The sequence below is a fragment of the Streptomyces sp. NPDC060205 genome (assembly GCF_042728395.1).
Taxonomy (GTDB): domain Bacteria; phylum Actinomycetota; class Actinomycetes; order Streptomycetales; family Streptomycetaceae; genus Streptomyces.
In genome coordinates, this window is record NZ_JBHWZP010000179.1 from 1 (window position 1) to 19,307 (window position 19,307).

General features: G+C 71.3%; 21 protein-coding genes and 1 riboswitch. Of the genes, 11 read left to right on the plus strand and 10 right to left on the minus strand.

Going from position 1 to position 19,307, the window contains the following annotated elements:
- Positions 1–138 precede the first annotated feature (138 nt).
- From bioD to bioB, 3 genes are all read right to left on the minus strand, one after another.
- Complete coding sequence (gene bioD / locus ACFWGJ_RS27330; RefSeq protein ID WP_387329557.1) at positions 139–861, minus strand: dethiobiotin synthase; 723 nt, start codon at positions 859–861, stop codon at positions 139–141.
- A gap of 1 nt (position 862) precedes the next feature.
- On the minus strand, positions 863–2,092 hold the full coding sequence (locus tag ACFWGJ_RS27335) for an adenosylmethionine--8-amino-7-oxononanoate transaminase (protein ID WP_387329609.1): 1,230 nt from the start codon (positions 2,090–2,092) through the stop codon (positions 863–865).
- Positions 2,093–2,201: 109 nt separating this feature from the next.
- Positions 2,202–3,428, minus strand: coding sequence for a biotin synthase BioB (bioB, locus tag ACFWGJ_RS27340; protein WP_387329560.1), 1,227 nt, complete (start codon positions 3,426–3,428; stop codon positions 2,202–2,204).
- Positions 3,429–3,672: 244 nt separating this feature from the next.
- Between bioB and ACFWGJ_RS27345 the strand changes: the two genes are divergently transcribed.
- Positions 3,673–4,872 (plus strand): 8-amino-7-oxononanoate synthase, encoded by a 1,200-nt coding sequence (locus ACFWGJ_RS27345; RefSeq protein WP_387329563.1) that lies wholly within the window; start codon positions 3,673–3,675, stop codon positions 4,870–4,872.
- On the opposite strand, the gene ACFWGJ_RS27350 is transcribed toward ACFWGJ_RS27345, so the two are convergent.
- Entirely contained in the window at positions 4,853–5,089 is a 237-nt protein-coding gene (locus ACFWGJ_RS27350; protein ID WP_387329566.1) for a DUF397 domain-containing protein, read from the minus strand. The genes ACFWGJ_RS27345 and ACFWGJ_RS27350 overlap by 20 nt on opposite strands.
- 9 nt (positions 5,090–5,098) lie before the next feature.
- Complete coding sequence (locus ACFWGJ_RS27355; RefSeq protein ID WP_387329569.1) at positions 5,099–5,956, minus strand: helix-turn-helix domain-containing protein; 858 nt, start codon at positions 5,954–5,956, stop codon at positions 5,099–5,101.
- A gap of 260 nt (positions 5,957–6,216) precedes the next feature.
- Between ACFWGJ_RS27355 and ACFWGJ_RS27360 the strand changes: the two genes are divergently transcribed.
- Positions 6,217–6,660, plus strand: coding sequence for an ATP-binding protein (locus tag ACFWGJ_RS27360; protein WP_387329572.1), 444 nt, complete (start codon positions 6,217–6,219; stop codon positions 6,658–6,660).
- 105 nt (positions 6,661–6,765) lie between these two features.
- Here the strand turns inward: ACFWGJ_RS27360 and ACFWGJ_RS27365 are convergent, their stop codons facing one another.
- From ACFWGJ_RS27365 to ACFWGJ_RS27380, 4 genes are all read right to left on the minus strand, one after another.
- Complete coding sequence (locus ACFWGJ_RS27365; protein ID WP_387329575.1) at positions 6,766–7,260, minus strand: DUF6328 family protein; 495 nt, start codon at positions 7,258–7,260, stop codon at positions 6,766–6,768.
- A 193-nt stretch (positions 7,261–7,453) separates the two neighbouring features.
- Complete coding sequence (locus tag ACFWGJ_RS27370) at positions 7,454–7,927, minus strand: C40 family peptidase (RefSeq protein WP_107018777.1); 474 nt, start codon at positions 7,925–7,927, stop codon at positions 7,454–7,456.
- Positions 7,928–7,930: 3 nt separating this feature from the next.
- A riboswitch (cyclic di-AMP (ydaO/yuaA leader) is annotated at positions 7,931–8,117 on the minus strand.
- A 347-nt stretch (positions 8,118–8,464) separates the two neighbouring features.
- The gene (locus tag ACFWGJ_RS27375; RefSeq protein ID WP_387329579.1) at positions 8,465–8,773 is read right to left on the minus strand and encodes a hypothetical protein; all 309 of its coding nucleotides are present in this window, start codon (positions 8,771–8,773) and stop codon (positions 8,465–8,467) included.
- A gap of 7 nt (positions 8,774–8,780) precedes the next feature.
- Complete coding sequence (locus ACFWGJ_RS27380; protein WP_387329612.1) at positions 8,781–9,449, minus strand: ATP-dependent Clp protease proteolytic subunit; 669 nt, start codon at positions 9,447–9,449, stop codon at positions 8,781–8,783.
- Positions 9,450–9,522: 73 nt separating this feature from the next.
- On the opposite strand from ACFWGJ_RS27380, the gene ACFWGJ_RS27385 reads away from it, so the two are divergent.
- Complete coding sequence (locus ACFWGJ_RS27385) at positions 9,523–9,807, plus strand: type II toxin-antitoxin system Phd/YefM family antitoxin (RefSeq protein WP_387329582.1); 285 nt, start codon at positions 9,523–9,525, stop codon at positions 9,805–9,807.
- 667 nt (positions 9,808–10,474) lie between these two features.
- Here ACFWGJ_RS27385 and ACFWGJ_RS27390 read toward each other — a convergent pair.
- On the minus strand, positions 10,475–11,527 hold the full coding sequence (locus tag ACFWGJ_RS27390) for an ABC transporter permease (protein ID WP_387329585.1): 1,053 nt from the start codon (positions 11,525–11,527) through the stop codon (positions 10,475–10,477).
- A gap of 123 nt (positions 11,528–11,650) precedes the next feature.
- Between ACFWGJ_RS27390 and ACFWGJ_RS27395 the strand changes: the two genes are divergently transcribed.
- The 8 genes from ACFWGJ_RS27395 (at position 11,651) to ACFWGJ_RS27430 (ending at position 19,280) form a co-directional block, all read left to right on the plus strand.
- On the plus strand, positions 11,651–12,289 hold the full coding sequence (locus tag ACFWGJ_RS27395; RefSeq protein WP_387329588.1) for a TetR/AcrR family transcriptional regulator: 639 nt from the start codon (positions 11,651–11,653) through the stop codon (positions 12,287–12,289).
- A gap of 458 nt (positions 12,290–12,747) precedes the next feature.
- The gene (locus tag ACFWGJ_RS27400) at positions 12,748–13,050 is read left to right on the plus strand and encodes an urease subunit gamma (RefSeq protein ID WP_107018782.1); all 303 of its coding nucleotides are present in this window, start codon (positions 12,748–12,750) and stop codon (positions 13,048–13,050) included.
- Between the two features lie 16 nt (positions 13,051–13,066).
- A complete protein-coding gene (locus ACFWGJ_RS27405; RefSeq protein WP_387329592.1) occupies positions 13,067–13,378 on the plus strand; it encodes an urease subunit beta in 312 nt (103 codons plus the stop codon).
- On the plus strand, positions 13,371–15,092 hold the full coding sequence (locus ACFWGJ_RS27410; RefSeq protein WP_387329595.1) for an urease subunit alpha: 1,722 nt from the start codon (positions 13,371–13,373) through the stop codon (positions 15,090–15,092). Before ACFWGJ_RS27405 ends, ACFWGJ_RS27410 begins: the two co-directional genes overlap by 8 nt.
- 80 nt (positions 15,093–15,172) lie before the next feature.
- Positions 15,173–15,847 (plus strand): urease accessory protein UreF, encoded by a 675-nt coding sequence (locus ACFWGJ_RS27415; protein ID WP_387329598.1) that lies wholly within the window; start codon positions 15,173–15,175, stop codon positions 15,845–15,847.
- A gap of 224 nt (positions 15,848–16,071) precedes the next feature.
- The gene (gene ureG / locus ACFWGJ_RS27420) at positions 16,072–16,755 is read left to right on the plus strand and encodes an urease accessory protein UreG (RefSeq protein WP_387329601.1); all 684 of its coding nucleotides are present in this window, start codon (positions 16,072–16,074) and stop codon (positions 16,753–16,755) included.
- Positions 16,756–16,781: 26 nt separating this feature from the next.
- The gene (locus tag ACFWGJ_RS27425; RefSeq protein WP_387329604.1) at positions 16,782–17,534 is read left to right on the plus strand and encodes an urease accessory protein UreD; all 753 of its coding nucleotides are present in this window, start codon (positions 16,782–16,784) and stop codon (positions 17,532–17,534) included.
- Positions 17,535–17,693: 159 nt separating this feature from the next.
- Positions 17,694–19,280 (plus strand): alpha/beta hydrolase, encoded by a 1,587-nt coding sequence (locus tag ACFWGJ_RS27430; protein ID WP_387329607.1) that lies wholly within the window; start codon positions 17,694–17,696, stop codon positions 19,278–19,280.
- The last annotated feature ends 27 nt before the right edge of the window (positions 19,281–19,307 follow it).

Genomic DNA, 19,307 nt, shown 5'->3' on the forward strand with positions numbered 1-19,307 from the left:
GCAGCCCCTCCCCGAGGGGCGCGGGGAACTGCGCGAGCAACCCCCACCGTCCCGCAGACGAACGCGGTTCTTCAGGGGCGCGGGGAACTGCGCGGCCGGCCAAACACGGCCCGCACCCGGCCATCGGGCCAAGCCCCTTCAGACGGCGCCCGCGTGCAAAGACGCGAACACGTTCGCATCCCACGTGCCGCCCAGCCCCGGCCCCAGCCAACCCCCCACCGCCCCGCGGAACACCGCAGCCGGCCCCCGCCCAACCCCCTCCGGCACCGCGCCCAGCAACGGCACCCCCGCCACGACGGGAAGATCGAGGACGTTGCACCGCGACGCCAGATCCGGCTCGTCCGGCCAGCTGCCGATGACGACACCGAGCAACTCAACCCCTCGCGAACGCAGTTCCCGCGCGGTCAGCTCCGTCGTGTTGAGCGTCCCGAGCCCGGCGGAGGCGACCACGACTACCGGCGCCCCCAGCAGCCGCGCCGCGTCCGCGAGCGTCCCGCCCTCGTCGTCGAACCGTACGAGCAGCCCGCCCGCCCCCTCCACCAGCACGAGGTCGTGCTCGGCGGCGAGCTCGGCGGCGGCCTCCGCCACCTGCGCGGGCCGCACCGGCGCGAGACCGGCCCGCCGGGCAGCCGTGGCGGGCGCCAACGGCTCCGGATAGCGGGCCAGTTCGACGGCCGTGACCGCGCCCGCGAGCCGCGCCACCTCCTCGGCGTCCCCGGGCTCACCCGGCAGCACACCCGTCTGCGCGGGCTTGAGGACGGCCACCGACCGCCCGGCGGCGACGGCCGCCGCGGCCACCGCGGCCGTGGTGACGGTCTTCCCGACCTCCGTGCCGGTCCCGGTGATCACCAATACCGTCATCTCAACCCTCCCGGGCCGCCGCGCACACGGCCGCCGTGATCCGCGCCAGATCGGCGTCACCGGTGACGTACGGCGGCATCGTGTAGACGAGGTCGCGGAACGGGCGCAGCCACACACCCTCGCGCACCGCCGCCCGCGTCGCCGCCGCCATGTCGATCTCGTGGTCCAGCTGCACGACCCCGATGGCACCGAGGACGCGTACGTCCCGGACACCGGGCAGATCAGCGGCCGGCGCGAGACCGTCCCGCAGACCCGTCTCGATCCGTTTGACCTCCGTCTGCCAGTCCTGGCCGAGGAGGAGGTCGATCGAGGCACAGGCCACGGCGGCGGCTAGGGGGTTGCCCATGAAGGTCGGGCCGTGGGCGAGGACCGGCACCTCACCCCGCGAGATGCCCTCCGCGACCCGCGCGGTGCACAACGTCGCCGCCATCGTCAGATACCCGCCGGTCAGCGCCTTGCCGACGCACATCACGTCCGGCGTCACGCCCGCGTGCCCCGCGGCGAACAACGCCCCGGTGCGCCCGAAACCCGTCGCGATCTCGTCGAACACGAGCAGCACGTCGTGGGCGTCGCACGCCTCGCGCAGCACCCGCAGATACGCGGGGGAGTGGAACCGCATCCCGCCCGCGCCCTGCACCACCGGCTCCACGATCACGGCCGCCAGCTCGTCCGCGTGCCGCTCGATCAGCTCGCGCAGATGATCGGCGTACGCCTCCTCGTACGCGACCGGTGGCGCGTCGGCGAAGACCTGGCGCTGGAGCACGCCCTGCCACAGCTCGTGCATGCCGCCCTCGGGGTCGCACACCGACATCGGCTGCCAGGTGTCGCCGTGGTAGCCGCCGCGCCAGGTCAGCAGGCGCTGCTTGCCGGGGCGGCCGAGCGAACGCCAGTGCTGCAGGCACATCTTGACGGCGACCTCCACGGACACCGAGCCGGAGTCGGCCAGGAAGACGTGCTCAAGTCCCTCCGGTGACATGTCGACAAGGCGCTTCGCCAGTCGCACGGCCGGTTCGTGCGTGAGCCCGCCGAACATCACATGGCTCATCCGGCCGAGCTGGTCGCGCGCGGCCTCGTTGAGCACCGGGTGGTTGTAGCCGTGGATCGCGGACCACCAGGACGACATGCCGTCGATCAGCTCGGCGCCTTCACCGCCTCCGTCACCGCCGCCGGCCAGGCGCAGCCGTACCCCGCTCGCCGACTCCACGACGAGAGGTTCCTGCCGGCCCGGCATCGGCCCGTACGGATGCCACACGTGCCGCCGGTCGAGTTCGAGCAGCTCACGGACCTGATCGGCGGCCGTGGTGGGGCCGGCGGCCACGGCGGGGCCGGGCGCGGGCAGATCAGGCATTGGGCGCGAGATCCGTTCCGGCGCCCCGACGGCGTACCGCGACCAGGTCCGTACGCGCCTCGGAATTCCGTGCGGCCTCCTGGACCAGCTCCTCGGGAGCCGCCTCCCGCGCGGTCGGGCCGCAGGGGCCGCAACCGCCGCCCCCGTGCGCACCGCAACCCGTCCCGGCGTCGGCGTCGGCGTCCGCGTGCGAGCCGCAGCCGGCGTGCGCGGTGGCCCGGTGCTCCGGGAGCGTCACCTCGCCCGTGCCCTCCACCTCGAAACCGGCGTCCGCGATCATGTCCAGGTCCGCCTTGCCCGCCTGGCCCTCACTGGTGAGGTAGTCGCCGAGGAAGATCGAGTTGGCGAGATGCAGGGCGAGGGGCTGCATCGTACGGAGATGCACCTCGCGACCGCCCGCGATCCGCACCTCGACGTCCGGGCAGACGAACCGGACCATCGCGAGGATGCGCAGACACCGCTGCGGGGTGAGGTTCCACTCCTTGGCGAGCGGGGTGCCCTCGAAGGGGATCAGGAAGTTGACCGGGACCGAGTCCGGGTCGAGGGCACGCAGCGCGTAGACGACGTCGACCAGGTCCTCGTCGCTCTCGCCCATGCCCGCGATCAGACCGGAACAGGCGGACAGACCCGCCGCGTGCGCCTTCTGGACCGTGTCCACCCGGTCGGCGTACGTGTGGGTGGTGGTGATGTCCCCGTACGTCCCCTCGGACGTGTTGAGGTTGTGGTTGTAGGCGTCGGCCCCCGCGTCGCGCAGCCGCTCGGCCTGGCCGTCCGAGAGGAGCCCGAGGCACGCGCAGACCTCGACGCCTTCGTTCTGATCCTTGATCGCCTTGATGGTGTCCGAGACCCGGTCGACGTCACGGTCGGTGGGGCCGCGTCCGCTCGCCACCAGACACACCCGCTTGGCGCCGCCGGCCAGCCCGGCCGCCGCGGCCTCGGACGCCTGGTCGGGCTTCAGCCAGGTGTACTTGAGGATCTCGGCCTTCGAACCGAGCCGCTGCGAGCAGTAGGAGCAGTCCTCGGGGCACAGACCCGACTTGAGGTTGACGAGGTAGTTGAGCTTCACCCGTCGGCCGAACCACCGGCGGCGTACCTTGCCGGCCGCGGCCACCACATCGAGGAGTTCGTCGTCGGAGGTGGCCAGCACGGCCAGTGCCTCGTCACGGGTCGGCAGCTCGCGCCGAAGCCCCTTGTCCAGCAGCGTGTTCAGCAGGTCCATGAGATCCGATCCTGGCCTATCCGACCGCGCCGGGCCAAGGAGGAACCAGACAACACAGAGCGGTCGACGTGTGGGCATTGCCACACCATGGGTGGCTGGTGGTCCGGCTAGGGTCTGTGCGTTGCCTACAAAAGGCGGCTGTGCGTTGTCTGCACAGGGCAGTCAGGACGGCCGGGCGGAATGTCGTGTGTCGGGGCCCCATGGGACACCCGCACCCACACCCCACCTCATGGCCGGAGGGCACATGGCGCGATCGCCGTTCGAGTGGATCGACGAGCAGGCGCGGGCGCGCTCGCGGGCCGGACTCGTCCGCACCCTGCGTCCGCGCCCCGCCGACTCCGCGCTCCTCGACCTCGCCGGGAACGACTATCTGGGCCTGGCCCGGCACCCCGAGGTCACGGAGGGCGCCGCGCGGGCCGCCCGGACCTGGGGCGGCGGCGCCACCGGCTCCCGGCTCGTCAGCGGCACCACGGAGCTGCACGCGGAACTCGAACGCGAACTGGCCGAGTTCTGCGGCTTCGAGTCCGCCCTCGTCTTCTCCTCCGGCTACGCGGCCAACCTCGCAGCCGTCACCGCGCTGGCGCCGCACGGCTCGCTCATCGTCTCCGACGCGGGCAACCACGCCTCGCTGATCGACGGCTGCCGGCTCGCGCGCGGCACCACGCAGGTCGTCGCCCACGCCGACCCGGACGCCGTCCGCAAGGCGCTGGACACGCGGACCGGGCCCGCGATCGCCGTCTCCGACACGGTCTTCTCGGTGGACGGCGACGCGGCCCCGCTGACGGCACTGGCCGCGGCCTGCCGGGACGCGGGGGAGGCCGGGCAGGCCGATCGAGCTGGTGGAGCCGGCCGCTCCGACAGCTCGGGCCGACCCGGCGCGGCGCTGGTGCTGGACGACGCGCACGGTCTCGGCGTCATCGGCGACGGCGGGCGGGGCGCCGCGTGGGCGGCGGGACTCGCGGGCGCGCCCGACGTCGTCACCACCGTCACGCTGTCGAAGTCGCTCGGCAGCCAGGGCGGTGCCGTCCTCGGACCGGCCCACGTCATCGACCATCTGGTGAACGCGGCCCGCACCTTCATCTTCGACACGGGTCTGGCGCCCGCGGCGGCGGGCGCGGCCCTGGCGGCCCTGCGGCTGCTGAGGGAGGAACCGGAACGGGCCGCACGCGCGCGTGCGGTGGCCACCGGGCTGTACGAACGCCTGACGGCCGAGGGTCTCGAAGCCGTACGGCCCGACGCCGCGGTCGTCTCCGTACGCGCCCCCTCCCCGGAGCAGGCGCTGCGCTGGGCCGCCGAGTGCCGTGCGGCGGGTCTGGCCGTCGGCTGCTTCCGGCCTCCGTCGGTGCCGGACGGCATCTCCCGGCTGCGCCTCACGGCCCGCGCGGATCTCACCGACGAGCAGCTCGACCGGGCCGTCGGCGTGATCATCGGAGCGCGCCGATAAACCCTTCCCAGGCCGCGGGGGCGAAGAGGAGGGCGGGCCCCGACGCGTTCTTGGAGTCGCGCACGGCGAGCAGTCCGGCCCACGGGCCGCGGTCCGGCCGGGCGGTCTCGACGCAGTTGTTCATTCCCGTGCTGCGGCTGCTGCGCTGCCACCGCACACCGTGCAGATGAGCGCTGGGATGCGTGCTGGAAGGTACGTACCGAGGCGTGGCGGGCATGGTGCCTCCTTATGCGCCGTCAGCTACACCGGCGATGAAGTCCAACGTGTCCTCGGGCGAAAGGGCTTGGCCCTGAAGGGAGTCGAAGGCCTCCTCGTACGACCGGAGGTCTTCTCTCTGTTCGAGATAAAGGCTACTCGTCAAGTGGTCGAGAACAACCACATCCAGATCAGATCTGTTCGTAAACGAAAAAATAACAAAGGGACCTGTGACGCCGATGTGAGCCCCAACTCCGAAGGGCAGCACCTGAATCCGCACGTGAGGGAGGTGCGCGGCCTCCCGCAGCCGGTCCAGCTGCCGTGCCATGACCTCCGGTCCACCGACGGTCCGACGCAGCACCGCCTCGTCCAGAACGGCACTCAGTTGGAGCGGTTTGTTCGAACGCAGTACGTCCTGGCGCGCGAGGCGCACCTCCACCAGTGCGTCCACCTTGCCGTCGTGCGCCCCGTCCACCGCGGCCCGCGTCACCTCACGGGCGTACTCCGGTGTCTGCAGGAGGCCCGGCACCACGGAGTTCTCCAGCGTGCGCATGGACCCCGCCTGCGACTCCAGACTGATGAAATCGCTGTACGTCGACGGCAGGAGGCCCCGATAGGCGTTCCACCAGTGGTGCCGGCCGTCGTCGTCCGAGCCCGCCAGCACGACCAGCAACTCGTACAGCTCCGGGTCCCGGACGTCGTACGCGTCCAGGAGCCGCCGCACGTCCGCGGGCTTGACCCCGCTGCGGCCGGTCTCGATCCGGCTCACCTTCGACTGGTGCCAGCCCACGAGGCGGGCCGCCTCGCCGCTCTTGAGGCCCGCGCGGGCACGCAGGGCACGCAGTTCGGCGCCGAGCTTACGTCGGCGCACCGCGGGGCCGTACTGCATGGCCGTCTCCTTCCGACCGTCGCGCAAGCGCTATAGCGCCCGGCGTCACGCCGACGGTAGAGGACAAACCAGCTGCCCGCCCAAATACGGTCGACGGTCGCAGAGTTCACCGCTTCGAGCGACAGATATATGCATATCTTGGTGGATCGGCACCACGAACGCCGAGGTAGTGGCACTCTGGCGCAAGCACCAGTCCGGGACCGTCTCGAAGTCATCCGCTTCGGTCGGACCCCGGTCCCGTGGGAAAGGGACGACGTCGCATGGCAGACCACCAGGAAGCATCCGTCACTCTGCCGAGCGATCCCGCCTCGGTCTCCGCCGCCCGTACGTACGTCACCGACGTCCTGGCGGAATGGGGACTGCCGGCCGACTCGGAGACCGCCGACACGGTTCGGCTGATCGTCTCCGAACTGGCCACGAACGCGGTACAGCACACCTTCGGACTGTCACCCACCTTTACGGTGGACATCGAACTCGACCGTGACGAACAACTGCGCATCGGTGTGACCGACAGCCACCCGCGCTTCCCGAAACGGCTGCCGGCGGCCGTCCAACAGGACAACGGCCGAGGCATGGTGATCATCCGATGGCTGACCGCGGAATCCGGCGGCAAGCTCTCGGTCCGCCCCACCAGAGAGGGCGGAAAGACGGTGTCGATCATGCTCCCCTGGACGGCCCCGGCACAGCCGGTGCGGGCGGAGTAGCGCCCCGCCCCGAAGGGGCGCGGGGAACTGCGCGCCCAGCCACGACGGGCTCGCAGACAACGCACAACGCCCCGGACGCCAGGCGGAACGCGGAACACGGAACGCCTAGTCGTCCGGGTTCCTGTCCACGGCCCGCTTCAGCAGATACGGCAGGACCTCCCACAGCCCCACGCACAGCAGCAGAGTGGTCGCCCCGGCCGCGATCCCCTCGGTCCGGTCCACCGCCACGTCCACGACGAGCAGCACGGAACCGGTGAGAGCGAGCGTGAGCGCGACCAGACCGGCCTGCGCGAGGCGGGACGAGGCATTGACCACCAGAGGCTTCGCGCCCTGCTGGAACAGCCTGCGGTGCAGGGCGGCGGGGGCGGTGAAGAGCGCGGCCGCCAGGACCGAGAGCAGCAGGGTGACGACGTACGTGGTGCGCTGCACGGTGTCGAGGGAGGGAAACCGCGGGGTGAAGGCGAGGGTCAACAGGAAGGCGAAGAGGATCTGGACGCCTGTCTGGGTGACCCGAAGCTCCTGGAGGAGTTCGAGGAAGTTGCGGTCGGCGCGCTCAAGACGGGTCTCGTTGCGCTCCTCGTGGTGGTGCGGATCGGCCATAAGTGAACGAGTAACCATTGAGCGGCCGAATTCACGCGTCACGCCCGGGTCGCTCACGGGCGTCACGCCGGCATCCCGTACGGGCGCCATGCCGGCATCCCGTACGGGCGCCATGCCGGCATCCCGTACGGGCGTCGTGCCGGGTCCCGCACGGGGTGGCCGTGGTGGTCGCCACGGCCACCCCGTGGGCGGATCACCTGACCCGGCCGTACCAGACGCTCTTGGTCCAGATCTTCTGGAGCTTCACCACGTCCCCGGTCTTCGGGGAGTGCCAGATCCGTCCCTTCCCGGCGTAGATGCCCACGTGGTAGACATTCCGGCCCGAGTGGAAGAAGACCAGGTCCCCCTGCTTGCGGTTCGAGGAGGAGACGTGGTTCGTCTTGTTGTACTGGGCCGCGGCCGTGCGGGGCAGCTTCTTGCCCGCCTTCTTGAACGAGTAGAGCGTGAGGCCGGAGCAGTCGAAGCGCTTGGGCCCGGTGGCCCCGTACTTGTACGGGGAACCCTTCTTCGAGGCCGCCACCTTGAGTGCCTTCGTCGCGGGGGTGGCCGCTTCCGCGTCGGACGCGAAGCCAGGGGCCACGATGCCGCCGCCTACGGCGGCGATGGTGAGGACCGATGCGGTACCGGCCCTGCTGAACAGCGACGGGACACGATTGAGCGCAGTCATGCGCAACCCTTCGTCAGCCGCCTGTGAAGGATGACCTGTCGGATTCGGGCTGGCGAAGTTGCCCGGCCGCAGCTGCGGCTTCACCCCAAGGGCCACTCGGATCTCTCCGGCGGCCCGTCGTGCCTGGGTCCTCCACTCCTGCCGATGCACTTCTGTCGACCGGTCATCCGGGCAGCGGCAGGACTCGGCGTCCGCCCGGACCGCCCCGCCGCTTGTGGCGGGGGCTTGTCGTCGCAGGGATCTTGACGCACTGATGTCCCAAAAGCCGAGTCAAATCGGCGATTTGTGGGCTTACTCACCACTCACCCGTTCGGGTGGACAGCCCTTTCTACGGGTGGGTGTCGAGAGCCTCAAGGACCCCCGCACCAGCACCGGAATGGTTGATTCCGCCCCGGACGTACGCGCGTTGCGCAACTTCCGGGGGCTTGTGGGAGCAGCTCCGACTACGCCAACCGGGGGTACACCTTCTGGTCCGTTTCAGCTCCGGTGCGGACACCTCGTCAAGTGCCTGCGTGAGGCCGGACCGACGGGTGTACGTCACGTGTCGGAGCCGGGCGGCAGAGCGACCCGGCCCGCCCTGCGTTCACCGTCGAGGACGCGCAGGGCCCGTGCCAGGGTTGCCGCGTGCAGCTCGTGTTCGCCCCGCTGGTGCATCAGGGTCAGGGCGTCGCGCAGCGCGGTGGCCCTGCCGACCAGCGCCTGGGCCGCGCGCAGTCCGCGGTAGGTGTCGCCGGAGTGGGCCGGGTTGATCCGGCCGAGCAGGTCGACCACCTCCAGATAGCGGTCGATCAGCTCGGCCTCGGCCCGCGTCAGGGCCGGCAGCGGGGGCAACTCGGGTGGGAGCATCGGCGGATCACCCCAGCCCGGGAGCGCGGAGAGCCGCCTCGCGGCCGGGGACGATCCTGTCGACCAGTCCGTACTCCAGGGCCTGGCGGGCGCCGAGGATCTTGTCCCGCTCGATGTCCGCGCCGATCCGCTCCCGGCTCTGTCCCGTGTGCCGGGCGAGCAGTTCCTCCAGCCGGGCGCGGGTGCGCAGCAGTTCGTCCGCCTGGACGGCCAGGTCGGACGCCTGTCCCCGGACCGGCTCCGACAGGTACGGCTGACGGATGAGGACGCGGGCGCCCGGCAGCGCGTACCGCTTGCCGGGGGTGCCCGCCGCGAGCAGCACCGCGGCGGCCGACGCGGCCTGCCCCAGGCCGACGGTCTCCACGTCGCAGCTGACGAACCGCATCGTGTCGTAGACAGCCGCCATCGCGCTGAAGGAGCCGCCCGGGGAGTTGATGCAGAGCGAGATGTCCCGGTCGGGTGCCTGGTACTCAAGGTGCATGAACTGCGCCATCACGTCGTTCGCCGACGTGTCGTCGATCGGCGTCCCGAGGAACACGATCCGCTCTTCGAGCAGCTTGGAGTACGGGTCCATGGTCCGCGTCCCCGAACTCGTGCGCTCGGTGAACTCTGGCAAGACGTGACGGGCGGACGGTCGGGGTGACGGTTGGGGTGACGGTCGGGGTGTTGAGCGGATCACGACACACGCCTCCTGCGGGAGAGGTCCTGTAAAAAATGTACAGGACGTACATGACGTTATGATGGGGAGCATGGCCTACGAGATTCCGGTGACGCAAGCCAGGGCTGAGCTCGCCGACCTGATCAACCGCGTGGTGTACGGCGCGGAGCGCGTCGTCGTGACGCGGCACGGAAAGCCCCTCGTCGCCCTGGTCTCCGCGGCTGACCTGGAGCGACTCGAAAAGCTCGACGCGGTGGGGGGCGAGCAGGTGATCAGCGCGGTCTCCGCCGGCGTCCGCTCCGCGTCCGCGCCCGCGCCGGCGGAACGGCAGCGGTTCGGGATCACGGCGGAGCGGCGGGGGCCGGGGGTGTCGTAGGCGCGGCACGGGTCCCTGCCGGGGGAGGGCCGGTTGCGCAGTTCCCCGCGCCCCTGGGGTGGCGTGGGTTGGTCGCCGGGTGCGGCCCGGTGGGGGTGGACCGCGCAGTTCCCCGCGCCCCTGAGGTGGGCGGGGGCTGGGCTCACATGCCCTCGCGCCCAGCCCCCACCCGAAGCCACAGCGCCAGGCACACGAACCCAGCGCCGCGGTGAACTGCGCCCCCAGCCCCCGCGGTCCCGCACCCGGCGTCGCAGGGTCAGACGCACGTACCCAGCGCCGCGGTGAACTGCGCCCCCAGCCCCCGCGGTCCCGCACCCGGCGTCGTAGGGTCAGACGCACGTACCCAGGGGCGCGGTGAACTGCGCGCCCAGCCCCCGCGGGCCCGCGCCCGGCGTCGTAGGGTCAGGTGCACGAACCTAGGGGCGCGGTGAACTGCGCGCCCAGCCCCCGCGGGCCCGCGCCCGGCGTCGTAGGGTCAGGTGCACGTACCTAGGGGCGCGGGGAACTGCGCAACCAGCCCCCACCGAGCCGCACCCGGCGTCGCGGCGTCCGGCGGGCGGTCCCCCTCGGGCCGCAGCTCGTCCGCATGCTCGGGCATGTGAGAAGACCGTGCACCCCCGTCCGCTACTGCGGGGATGCACGGTCGGACCGTGAGGCGCGTGGGCCGTCAGGGCGCGGGCGACACGGCGCGGCGCTTGGCCGCGCTGCCGAGCACCACCGCCCCCAGCCCCAGCACCGCCCACCCCGCCAAAGTCAGCGCAGGCGCACCCGCCGCCGCCCCGTCGAAGAAGGAGACCGAGCGCAGGAGCGAGGCGCCGGCCCCCGGCGGCAGCCACTGGCCGATCACCCCGGCCGGCGCGGGCAGCATCTCGGGTGCCGAGCTCGCACCGGAGAACGGATTGCCGAGCATCATCACGACGAACGCGCCAAGCCCGATCCCCGGCGTGCCGAGCAACGCCGCGAGCCCCGCCACGGCGCCGCTCACGGCCAGCGTGGAGAGCGCCAGCGCGCCGGCCTCGGGCCACCAGCTCCCGGTGAACGCCCCGAGCCAGCTGCCCGCGATGAGCGCGGCCACCATGCCGACCAGCGCGGCCGCGCCGACCAGCGCGGCGACCGCGCGCAGGCCACGCAGGCCCAGCAGGGTCACCACCGCGCCCGCGGCGATACCGGCGAGCGTCATCGGCAGCACGCTGGACGTCAGTACCGCGCCGCGCGGGTCGTCCGGCGAGCCGGGGACGACGTCGACGGTCTCCATCGGGGCGCCGTCCGCCCGTTGGGCCACGGCCTGCTGCAGCGACTGCGCCACGAGGGGGCTCGCCGCGGAGGCGGTGAGCAGCTTGGGGCCCTGCTCGGTGACGACGACCGCGCCGTATACGGTCCGGTCCTCGATGGCGTCCCGGGCGGCGGCCTCGTCCGCGTAGTGGTGGATCTCGAAGGCCCCCTCGTGGGCTTCGAGTTGCTTCTGCACCTGGGCGGTCGCGGTCGCCGGGCCGGCCACGCCGAGGGGCAGGTCGTGGGGGGCCGTACGGGCCGCGGGCCAGGCGAAGGCCCACAGGGCGAGGGCCGCCAGGACCGGGATCAGCAGGACGACGGCCACGATGTGGCGGCGGTGCGACGGCTGCGGGGAGGGGCCGTGCGCCGACGCGGCCGACGTCCCCGAAGGCGTGGGTGCGGACGTGGACGCGGGCGCTGACGCGGACGTAGCGGACGTGGCGGGCATGCTTCTTCCCTCGATTCGGATGGGAGGCGGTAAAAAGAAGGATCGTTCGTTTTGGGTGTGCGCCCACTGTCTCGTCGGCGCCCGGGCTTGTCAAGAAGGAATGTTCGTTTTAGTTTTTGGGGCATGGCTCGCGTATCCCAGGAACACCTCGACGCCCGTCGCCGCCAGATCCTCGACGGCGCGGCCCGCTGCTTCGCCCGCAACGGGTTCCACGCCACGTCGATGCAGGACGTGCTGAAGGAGGTGAACCTCTCGGCCGGGGCCGTCTACCGCTACTTCAGCGGGAAGGACGAGCTGATCGCGGCGATCGTCACCGAGGTCCTCGGGGGGATCCGTGAGGCCTTCGAGGACGCGGCCCGGCACTCTCCGCCGCCGATGCCCGACGTGCTGGTGGGCCGGGTCATGACCCAAGTGCTCGGGATGGGGGGTGAGACGGGCAAGTACGGCCTGACCTGGGACGGGGAGACGTCCTTCCCCCGGCTGATGGTGCAGGTCTGGACGGAGACCCTGCGGGACGGTGAGCTGTCGGCGCTGCTGCGGGAGGGGTTCGGGGCGGTGCGTGAGGCGTGGGTGAAGGTGGTGGAGGGGTATCAGGAGGCGGGGGTGATGCGGGCGGACGTTCCTGCGGAGCATGTTGCTCGGACGCTCATTGCTGCGGCGCAGGGGTTTGCCGCGCAGCAGGCGCTGTTCGGGACCGCGCCTGTGGAGGTGTTGCAGGATGGGTTGCGGGCGTTGATGAGTGTGGGGGTCTCGGGGCAGTAGGGGTTTGCGCCGTTCCCCGCGCCCCTTGAAGACTGCGCGGTTCCCCGCGCCCCTGAGCAGGTCGTGGTCCCGCGCGGGTCCGGTGGGGGCTGGTCGCGCAGTTCCCCGCGCCCCTAAAAGTTTGCGCCGTTCCCCGCGCCCCTGAGAACTGCGCCGTTCCTCGCGCTCCTGAAAACTGCGCCGTTCCCCGCGACCCCAAAGGATTGCGCCGTTCCCCGCGCCCCCAAAAGATCGCGCCGTTCCCCGCGCCCCAAAGGTCGCTCGGTTCCTCGCGGGCTTGGAGGGGCGTGTGGCGGTTAACGTGGTTGAAACTCTGCGGAACTAGCCTGCAGCACACGTCACCAGGGGTTTTTGTGGGTCGCGGTCACGGCAGGTTCGTATCGCGGTCGGATCCGGCATGGTGGCTGCGGCAGCCGGACCCCGCACGGTCCGGCGTGAGGACTGTGAGGTGGGAAGCCGTGCAACTGACGCCGCACGAGCAGGAGAGGCTGCTCATTCATGTGGCCGCCGACGTCGCCGAGAAGCGCCGGGCCCGGGGGCTGAAGCTCAACCATCCCGAGTCGGTCGCACTGATCACCTCGCACATCCTCGAAGGCGCCAGGGACGGCCGCACGGTGGCCGAACTCATGGCCTCCGGGCGCAAGATCCTCACCCGCGAGGACGTCATGGAGGGCATCCCCGAGATGATCCACGACGTACAGGTCGAGGCGACCTTCCCCGACGGCACCAAGCTCGTCACCGTCCACGACCCGATCGTCTGACGGGGGAGCGGCAGCCATGATTCCCGGAGAGATCCTGTTCGCCGACGGGCCGGTCGCCTTCAACGAAGGCCTCGCGGTCACCCGGCTCACCGTCCTCAACGCCGCCGACCGGCCCGTCCAGGTCGGCTCCCACTACCACTTCGCCGAGGCCAACCCGGGTCTCGACTTCGACCGCGCCGCCGCGCACGGCCTGCGGCTCAACGTCGCCGCGGGCACCGCCGTGCGCTTCGAGCCCGGGATCCCCGTCGAGGTCGAACTCGTGCCGATCGCCGGCGCCCGTGTCGTGCCGGGTCTGCGCGGCGAGACCGGAGGAGCCCTCGATGCCTGAGATCTCGCGTGCCGCCTATTCCGACCTGTTCGGCCCCACCACGGGCGACCGGATCCGACTCGCCGACACCGACCTCCTGATCGAGATCGAGGAGGACCGTTCCGGCGGGCCCGGACACGCCGGTGACGAGGCCGTGTTCGGCGGCGGCAAGGTCATCCGTGAGTCCATGGGGCAGGCACGGGCGACGCGCGCCGAAGGCACCCCGGACACGGTCGTGACGGGCGCGGTGATCGTCGACCACTGGGGGATCGTCAAGGCCGACGTGGGCATCCGCGACGGCCGGATCACCGGCATCGGCAAGGCAGGCAACCCCGACACCATGGACGGGGTGCACCCGGACCTGGTCATCGGTCCGGAGACCGAGATCATCGCGGGCAACGGCCGCATCCTGACGGCCGGTGCCATCGACGCCCATGTGCACCTGATCTGCCCGCAGATCGCCGACGAGGCGCTGGCCTCCGGGATCACCACCATCGTCGGCGGTGGCACAGGACCCGCCGAGGGGTCCAAGGCCACCACCGTCACCCCCGGGCCCTGGCACCTCGCCCGGATGCTGGAGGCGATGGAGCAGTACCCGCTCAACTTCGGGCTGCTCGGCAAGGGCAACACCGTCTCCGAGGAGGCGATGCTGTCCCAGCTGCGCGGTGGCGCCCTCGGTCTCAAGCTCCACGAGGACTGGGGCTCCACGCCCGCCGTCATCGACGCCGCGCTCACCGTCGCGGACCGTACCGGCGCGCAGATCGCCATCCACACGGACACCCTCAACGAGGCCGGGTTCGTGGCCGACACGCTCGCCGCCATCGCGGGGCGCACGATCCACGCGTATCACACGGAGGGTGCCGGAGGCGGGCACGCGCCGGACATCATGACCGTGGTCTCCGAGGCGCACGTGCTGCCCAGTTCGACCAACCCGACCCGGCCCTACACCGTCAACACCGCCGAGGAACACCTCGACATGCTGATGGTCTGCCACCACCTGAACGCCGCCGTGCCGGAGGACCTGGCCTTCGCGGAGTCCCGGATCCGGCCCACCACGATCGGCGCCGAGGACATCCTGCACGACCTCGGCGCGATCTCGATCATCTCCTCCGACGCCCAGGCGATGGGGCGCGTCGGCGAGGTCATCATGCGGACCTGGCAGACCGCGCACGTCATGAAGCGGCGCCGGGGCGCGCTGCCGGGGGACGGGCGCGCGGACAACCACCGGGTACGTCGATATGTCGCCAAGTACACGATCAACCCGGCCGTCGCCCAGGGTCTCGCCCGAGAGATCGGTTCCGTCGAGACCGGCAAGCTCGCCGACCTCGTGCTGTGGGAGCCCGCGTTCTTCGGCGTCAAGCCGCATCTGGTGGTCAAGGGCGGGCAGATCGCGTACGCGCAGATGGGCGACGCCAACGCGTCCATCCCCACGCCCCAGCCGATCCTGCCGCGGCCCATGTTCGGCGCGATCGGCCGGGCCCCCGCGTCCAACTCGTTCAACTTCGTGGCACCGATCGCCATCGAGGACGGCCTGCCGGAGCGGCTCGGGCTCGGCAAGCGGTTCGTGCCGATCGAGTCGACGCGCGGGGTGACCAAGGCGGACATGCGCGAGAACGACGCCCGGCCGCAGGTACGGGTCGATCCCGACAGCTTCGCCGTGACGATCGATGGGGAGCTGGTGGAGGCGACGCCCGCCGCCGAACTGCCGATGGCTCAGCGGTATTTCCTGTTCTGACGTCCGGATCCACCAGGTCAAGTCAGGCTGCACCAGGTCCGGTTCCACCTTTTTGATGATCTAGCGATCCGAGGCTCGTCATGTCGCGTGCTGCGTTGCTCGTCCTCGCCGACGGCCGGTTCCCCGCCGGAGGGCATGCCCACTCCGGTGGGGCCGAGGCGGCGGTCAAGGCCGGCCGGATCACCGGGGCGGCGGACCTGGAGGAGTTCTGCCGGGGGCGGTTGCACACCGCCGGTCTGGTGTCCGCCTCGCTCGCCGCGGCTGCCGCGCTCGGGGTCGATCCGGTGGAACTGGACGGGGCCGCGGACGCTCGTACGCCCTCGCCCGCCTTGCGGGTCGCCGCGCGCAAGCTCGGGCGGCAGCTGATGCGGGCCGGGCGGGCGACCTGGCCGTCCGCCGAACTCGACGCGCTGGCGGGGCGGTTTCCCAAGGGCGCCCATCAGCCCGTCGTGCTCGGGGTGGTCGCGCGGGCCGCCGGGCTCGGGGCGGAGGATGCCGCGTACTGCTCCTTGTACGAGTGTGTCAGTGGGCCCGCGAGTGCGGTGGTGCGGTTGCTGAGCCTTGATCCGTTCGATGCGACGGGGGTGTTGGCGGGGGTGGTTCCCGAGCTTGACGTTCTCGCGCGGCGGGCTGTCGAGGCCGGGCGGTGCGCGGGGGAGGGTGGGGTGGGGGTGTTGCCTGCGGGGGGTGCTCCGCTGTTGGAGATCGGGGCGGAGGCGCATGCGGCTTGGGCTGTGCGGTTGTTCGCTTCCTAGGGTTTTACGCCCCCGCCGCCCCTACCCTTCCCGTCACTGCATGGGGGCTGCGCCCCCTCGCCCCCCCTGTCGCGCTGCGCGCTCGTCCTCAAACGCCGGACGGGCTGAAAGATGAATGCCGGACGGGCTGAAAGATGAACGCCGGACGGGCTGAAAGATGAACGCCGGACGGGCTGAAGTACGGCCTGCTGATCGGCGCGAAGACACCATGAGGAGTTCCAGTCATGCACCTCGATCACGATCACACTCACGACGGGCCCCCGGCCGTCAGTGCCGATGCTCATCGGGCCGACGGGCGGCGGCGGGCTCTGCGGATCGGGCTCGGGGGGCCCGTGGGGTCCGGGAAGACCGCCACCGTGGCCGCGTTGTGCCGGGCCCTGCGCGACGAGTGGTCGTTGGCCGTCGTCACCAACGACATCTATACGCGCGAGGACGCCGAGTTCCTGTTGCGGGAGGCCGTGCTGCCGCCCGAGCGGATCACCGCCGTCGAGACCGGGGCCTGCCCGCACACGGCGATCAGGGACGACATCTCCGCGAACCTCGAAGCGGTCGAGGACCTGGAGGACGAGGTCGGGCCGCTGGAGCTGATCCTCGTCGAGTCGGGGGGCGACAATCTGACGGCGACCTTCTCCAAGGGCCTCGTCGACGCGCAGATCTTCGTGATCGACGTCGCGGGCGGGGACGACATCCCGCGCAAGGGCGGGCCCGGGGTCACCACCGCCGACCTGCTCGTGGTGAACAAGACCGATCTCGCCCCGTACGTCGGATCGGACCTCGGGCGGATGGCCGCCGACGCGAAGGCTCAGCGAGGTGAACTGCCGGTCGTCCTGCAGTCGTTGCGCTCGGAGGACGGGGTCAAGGACGTCGCAGCCTGGGTGCGGGCGCGGCTCGCCGCGTGGGCGGCGTGACGTCCGGGGCGCCGGGGGGTCCGACGGTGTCCGGGGTGCGGGCCGCCGCGCGGATCGGTGCCCGGCCGGACGGGCGGGGCGGCACCGCGCTGCCCACCCTGGAGAGCGGGGGTCCGCTCGCCCTGCGGCGCACGCGGGCCGGCGGTTCCGAGGCCCGCGTCATGCTGGTCGGCGCGATGAGCGGGCCGCTGGGCGGTGACCACTTCACCGTGACGGCCGAGGTCGCCGACGGGGCACGCCTGCACGTCGGCTCGGCCGCCGCCACCATCGCCCTGCCGGGGCAGGCCAAGGGGGAGGCGCGTTACGACGTACGCCTGAAGGTGGCGGACGGGGGTGAACTGTGCTGGCTTCCCGAGCAGTTGATCTCCGCCGAGGGGAGTGAACTGCACCTCGCCACCTGTGTCGAGCTTGCGGCCGGGGCGCGGCTCACCCTGCGTGAGGAGCAGGTGCTCGGGCGGGCCGGGGAGAAGCCAGGGCGGCTCAGCAGCCGGCTCACCGTGCTGCTCGACGGACGGCCGCTGTTCGACCAGGAGCTCTCCTGCGGGCCCGGTGCGCCCGGCGGATGGGACGGGCCCGCCGTGCTCGGAGGGCATCGCGCACTCGGCCAGCTCCTCGTCGTACGGCCGGAGTATGTGACACGGCCGGTCGAGCCGCGGTTGCTGGGGGAGTACGCCGCGCTCACCCCGCTCGCCGGGCCCGGGGCCCTGGTGACCGCCGTCGCCGCCGACGCGCTCCAGCTGCGCCGCACCCTCGACGAGGCCCTGCGCCTACTGGGCTGAAGCCTCCGCGAAACGGGCGTCACCGCTCAACGGACAACAATGTTCCGGTTATCGGATTGGCAAAAAAGACACTTCGCCCCTGTTCTCAGGTGCCTCACAGCCGAAAGGATCCCCCGTACTGACCACGACGACAGTAGGGGGAGAACTCTCTTGAGAGGTATGAGAAAGGTGACGGCGTTCGGCTCGGCCGGAGCGCTCGTCACCGCGACACTCATAGCCGGTGCCGTCGCGGCTCCGACGGCCACCGCGGAATCCCGCCACGGTCACAGCAGCCACGTCAGCCAGACGCGCGGCGCCGAGATCGCCGCCGCCCGGGCCGCCAAGGCCGGCATCGACTGGCAGGACTGTCCCGCGGACTGGGGGATCGCGAAGCCCATCCAGTGCGGCTGGGTCACCGTGCCGCTCGACTACGCGAAGCCCAACGGCAAGAAGATCAAGCTCGCCGTCGACCGCATCGGCAACACGGGCACCAAGGCGGAGCGCCAGGGCGCCCTCGTCTACAACCCCGGCGGCCCCGGCGGCTCCGGACTGCGCTTCCCGACCCGGGTCACCAACAAGAACCCGCTGTGGGTGAACACCTCGAAGGCGTACGACTTCGTGGGCTTCGACCCCCGCGGTGTCGGCCACTCGGCGCCCATCTCCTGCATCGACCCGCAGGAGTTCGTCAAGGCGCCCAAGGCGGACCCGGTACCGGACTCCGAGGCCGACAAGCGCGCCCAGCGCAAGCTCGCCGCCGAGTACGCGGACGGCTGCGCCGAGCGCAGCGGCGAGATGCTGCCGCAGATGACGACCCCGAACACCGTCCGCGACCTGGACGTCATCCGGGCCGCGCTCGGCGAGAAGAAGCTCAACTTCCTGGGCGTCTCGTACGGCACGTACATCGCCGCCGTCTACGGCACGCTCTACCCGGACCACGTGCGCCGCATGATCGCGGACAGCGTCGTCAACCCCTCGCGCGAGAAGATCTGGTACGAGGCCAACCTCGACCAGGACGTCGCCTTCGAGATGCGCTGGAAGGACTGGCAGGACTGGGTCGCCAAGAACGACGCGGCCTTCCACCTCGGCGACACGCGGGCCAAGGTCCAGGACCAGTGGCTGAAGCTGCGCGCCACCGCAAAGAAGAACCCCATCGGCGGGGTCGTCGGCCCGGCCGAGCTCATCGGCTTCTTCCAGAGCGCGCCGTACTACGACTCGTCGTGGGTGCCGGTCGCGACCGTCTTCAGCAAGTACGTCGCCGGTGACACCCAGGCGCTCGTCGACGCCGCCGCGCCGGACCTGACCGACACCGCGGGCAACATCTCCTCGGAGAACGGCAACGCCGTCTACACGGCCGTCGAGTGCACCGACGCCAAGTGGCCCACCAGCTGGAAGAAGTGGGACCGCGACAACAGCGAGCTGCACAAGAACTACCCGTTCATGACGTGGGCCAACGCCTGGCTGAACCTGCCGTGCGCGACCTGGCCCGCCAAGCAGCAGACCCCGCCGACCGTGAAGACCGGCAAGGGCCTGCCGCCCGTCCTGATCGTGCAGTCCACGCGTGACGCCGCCACCCCGTACGAAGGCGCCGTCGAACTGCACAAGCGGTTCAAGGGCTCCCGTCTCATCACCGAGAAGGACGCGGGCTCGCACGGCGTGACGGGGCTGGTCAACCCGTGCATCAACGAGAAGGTGGACACCTACCTGCTCACCGGCAAGGTCGGCGCGGCCGACGTGACGTGCACCCCGCACGCCACGCCCAAGCCGTAGCGGCCGGTAACGGCACGGATGGAGGGC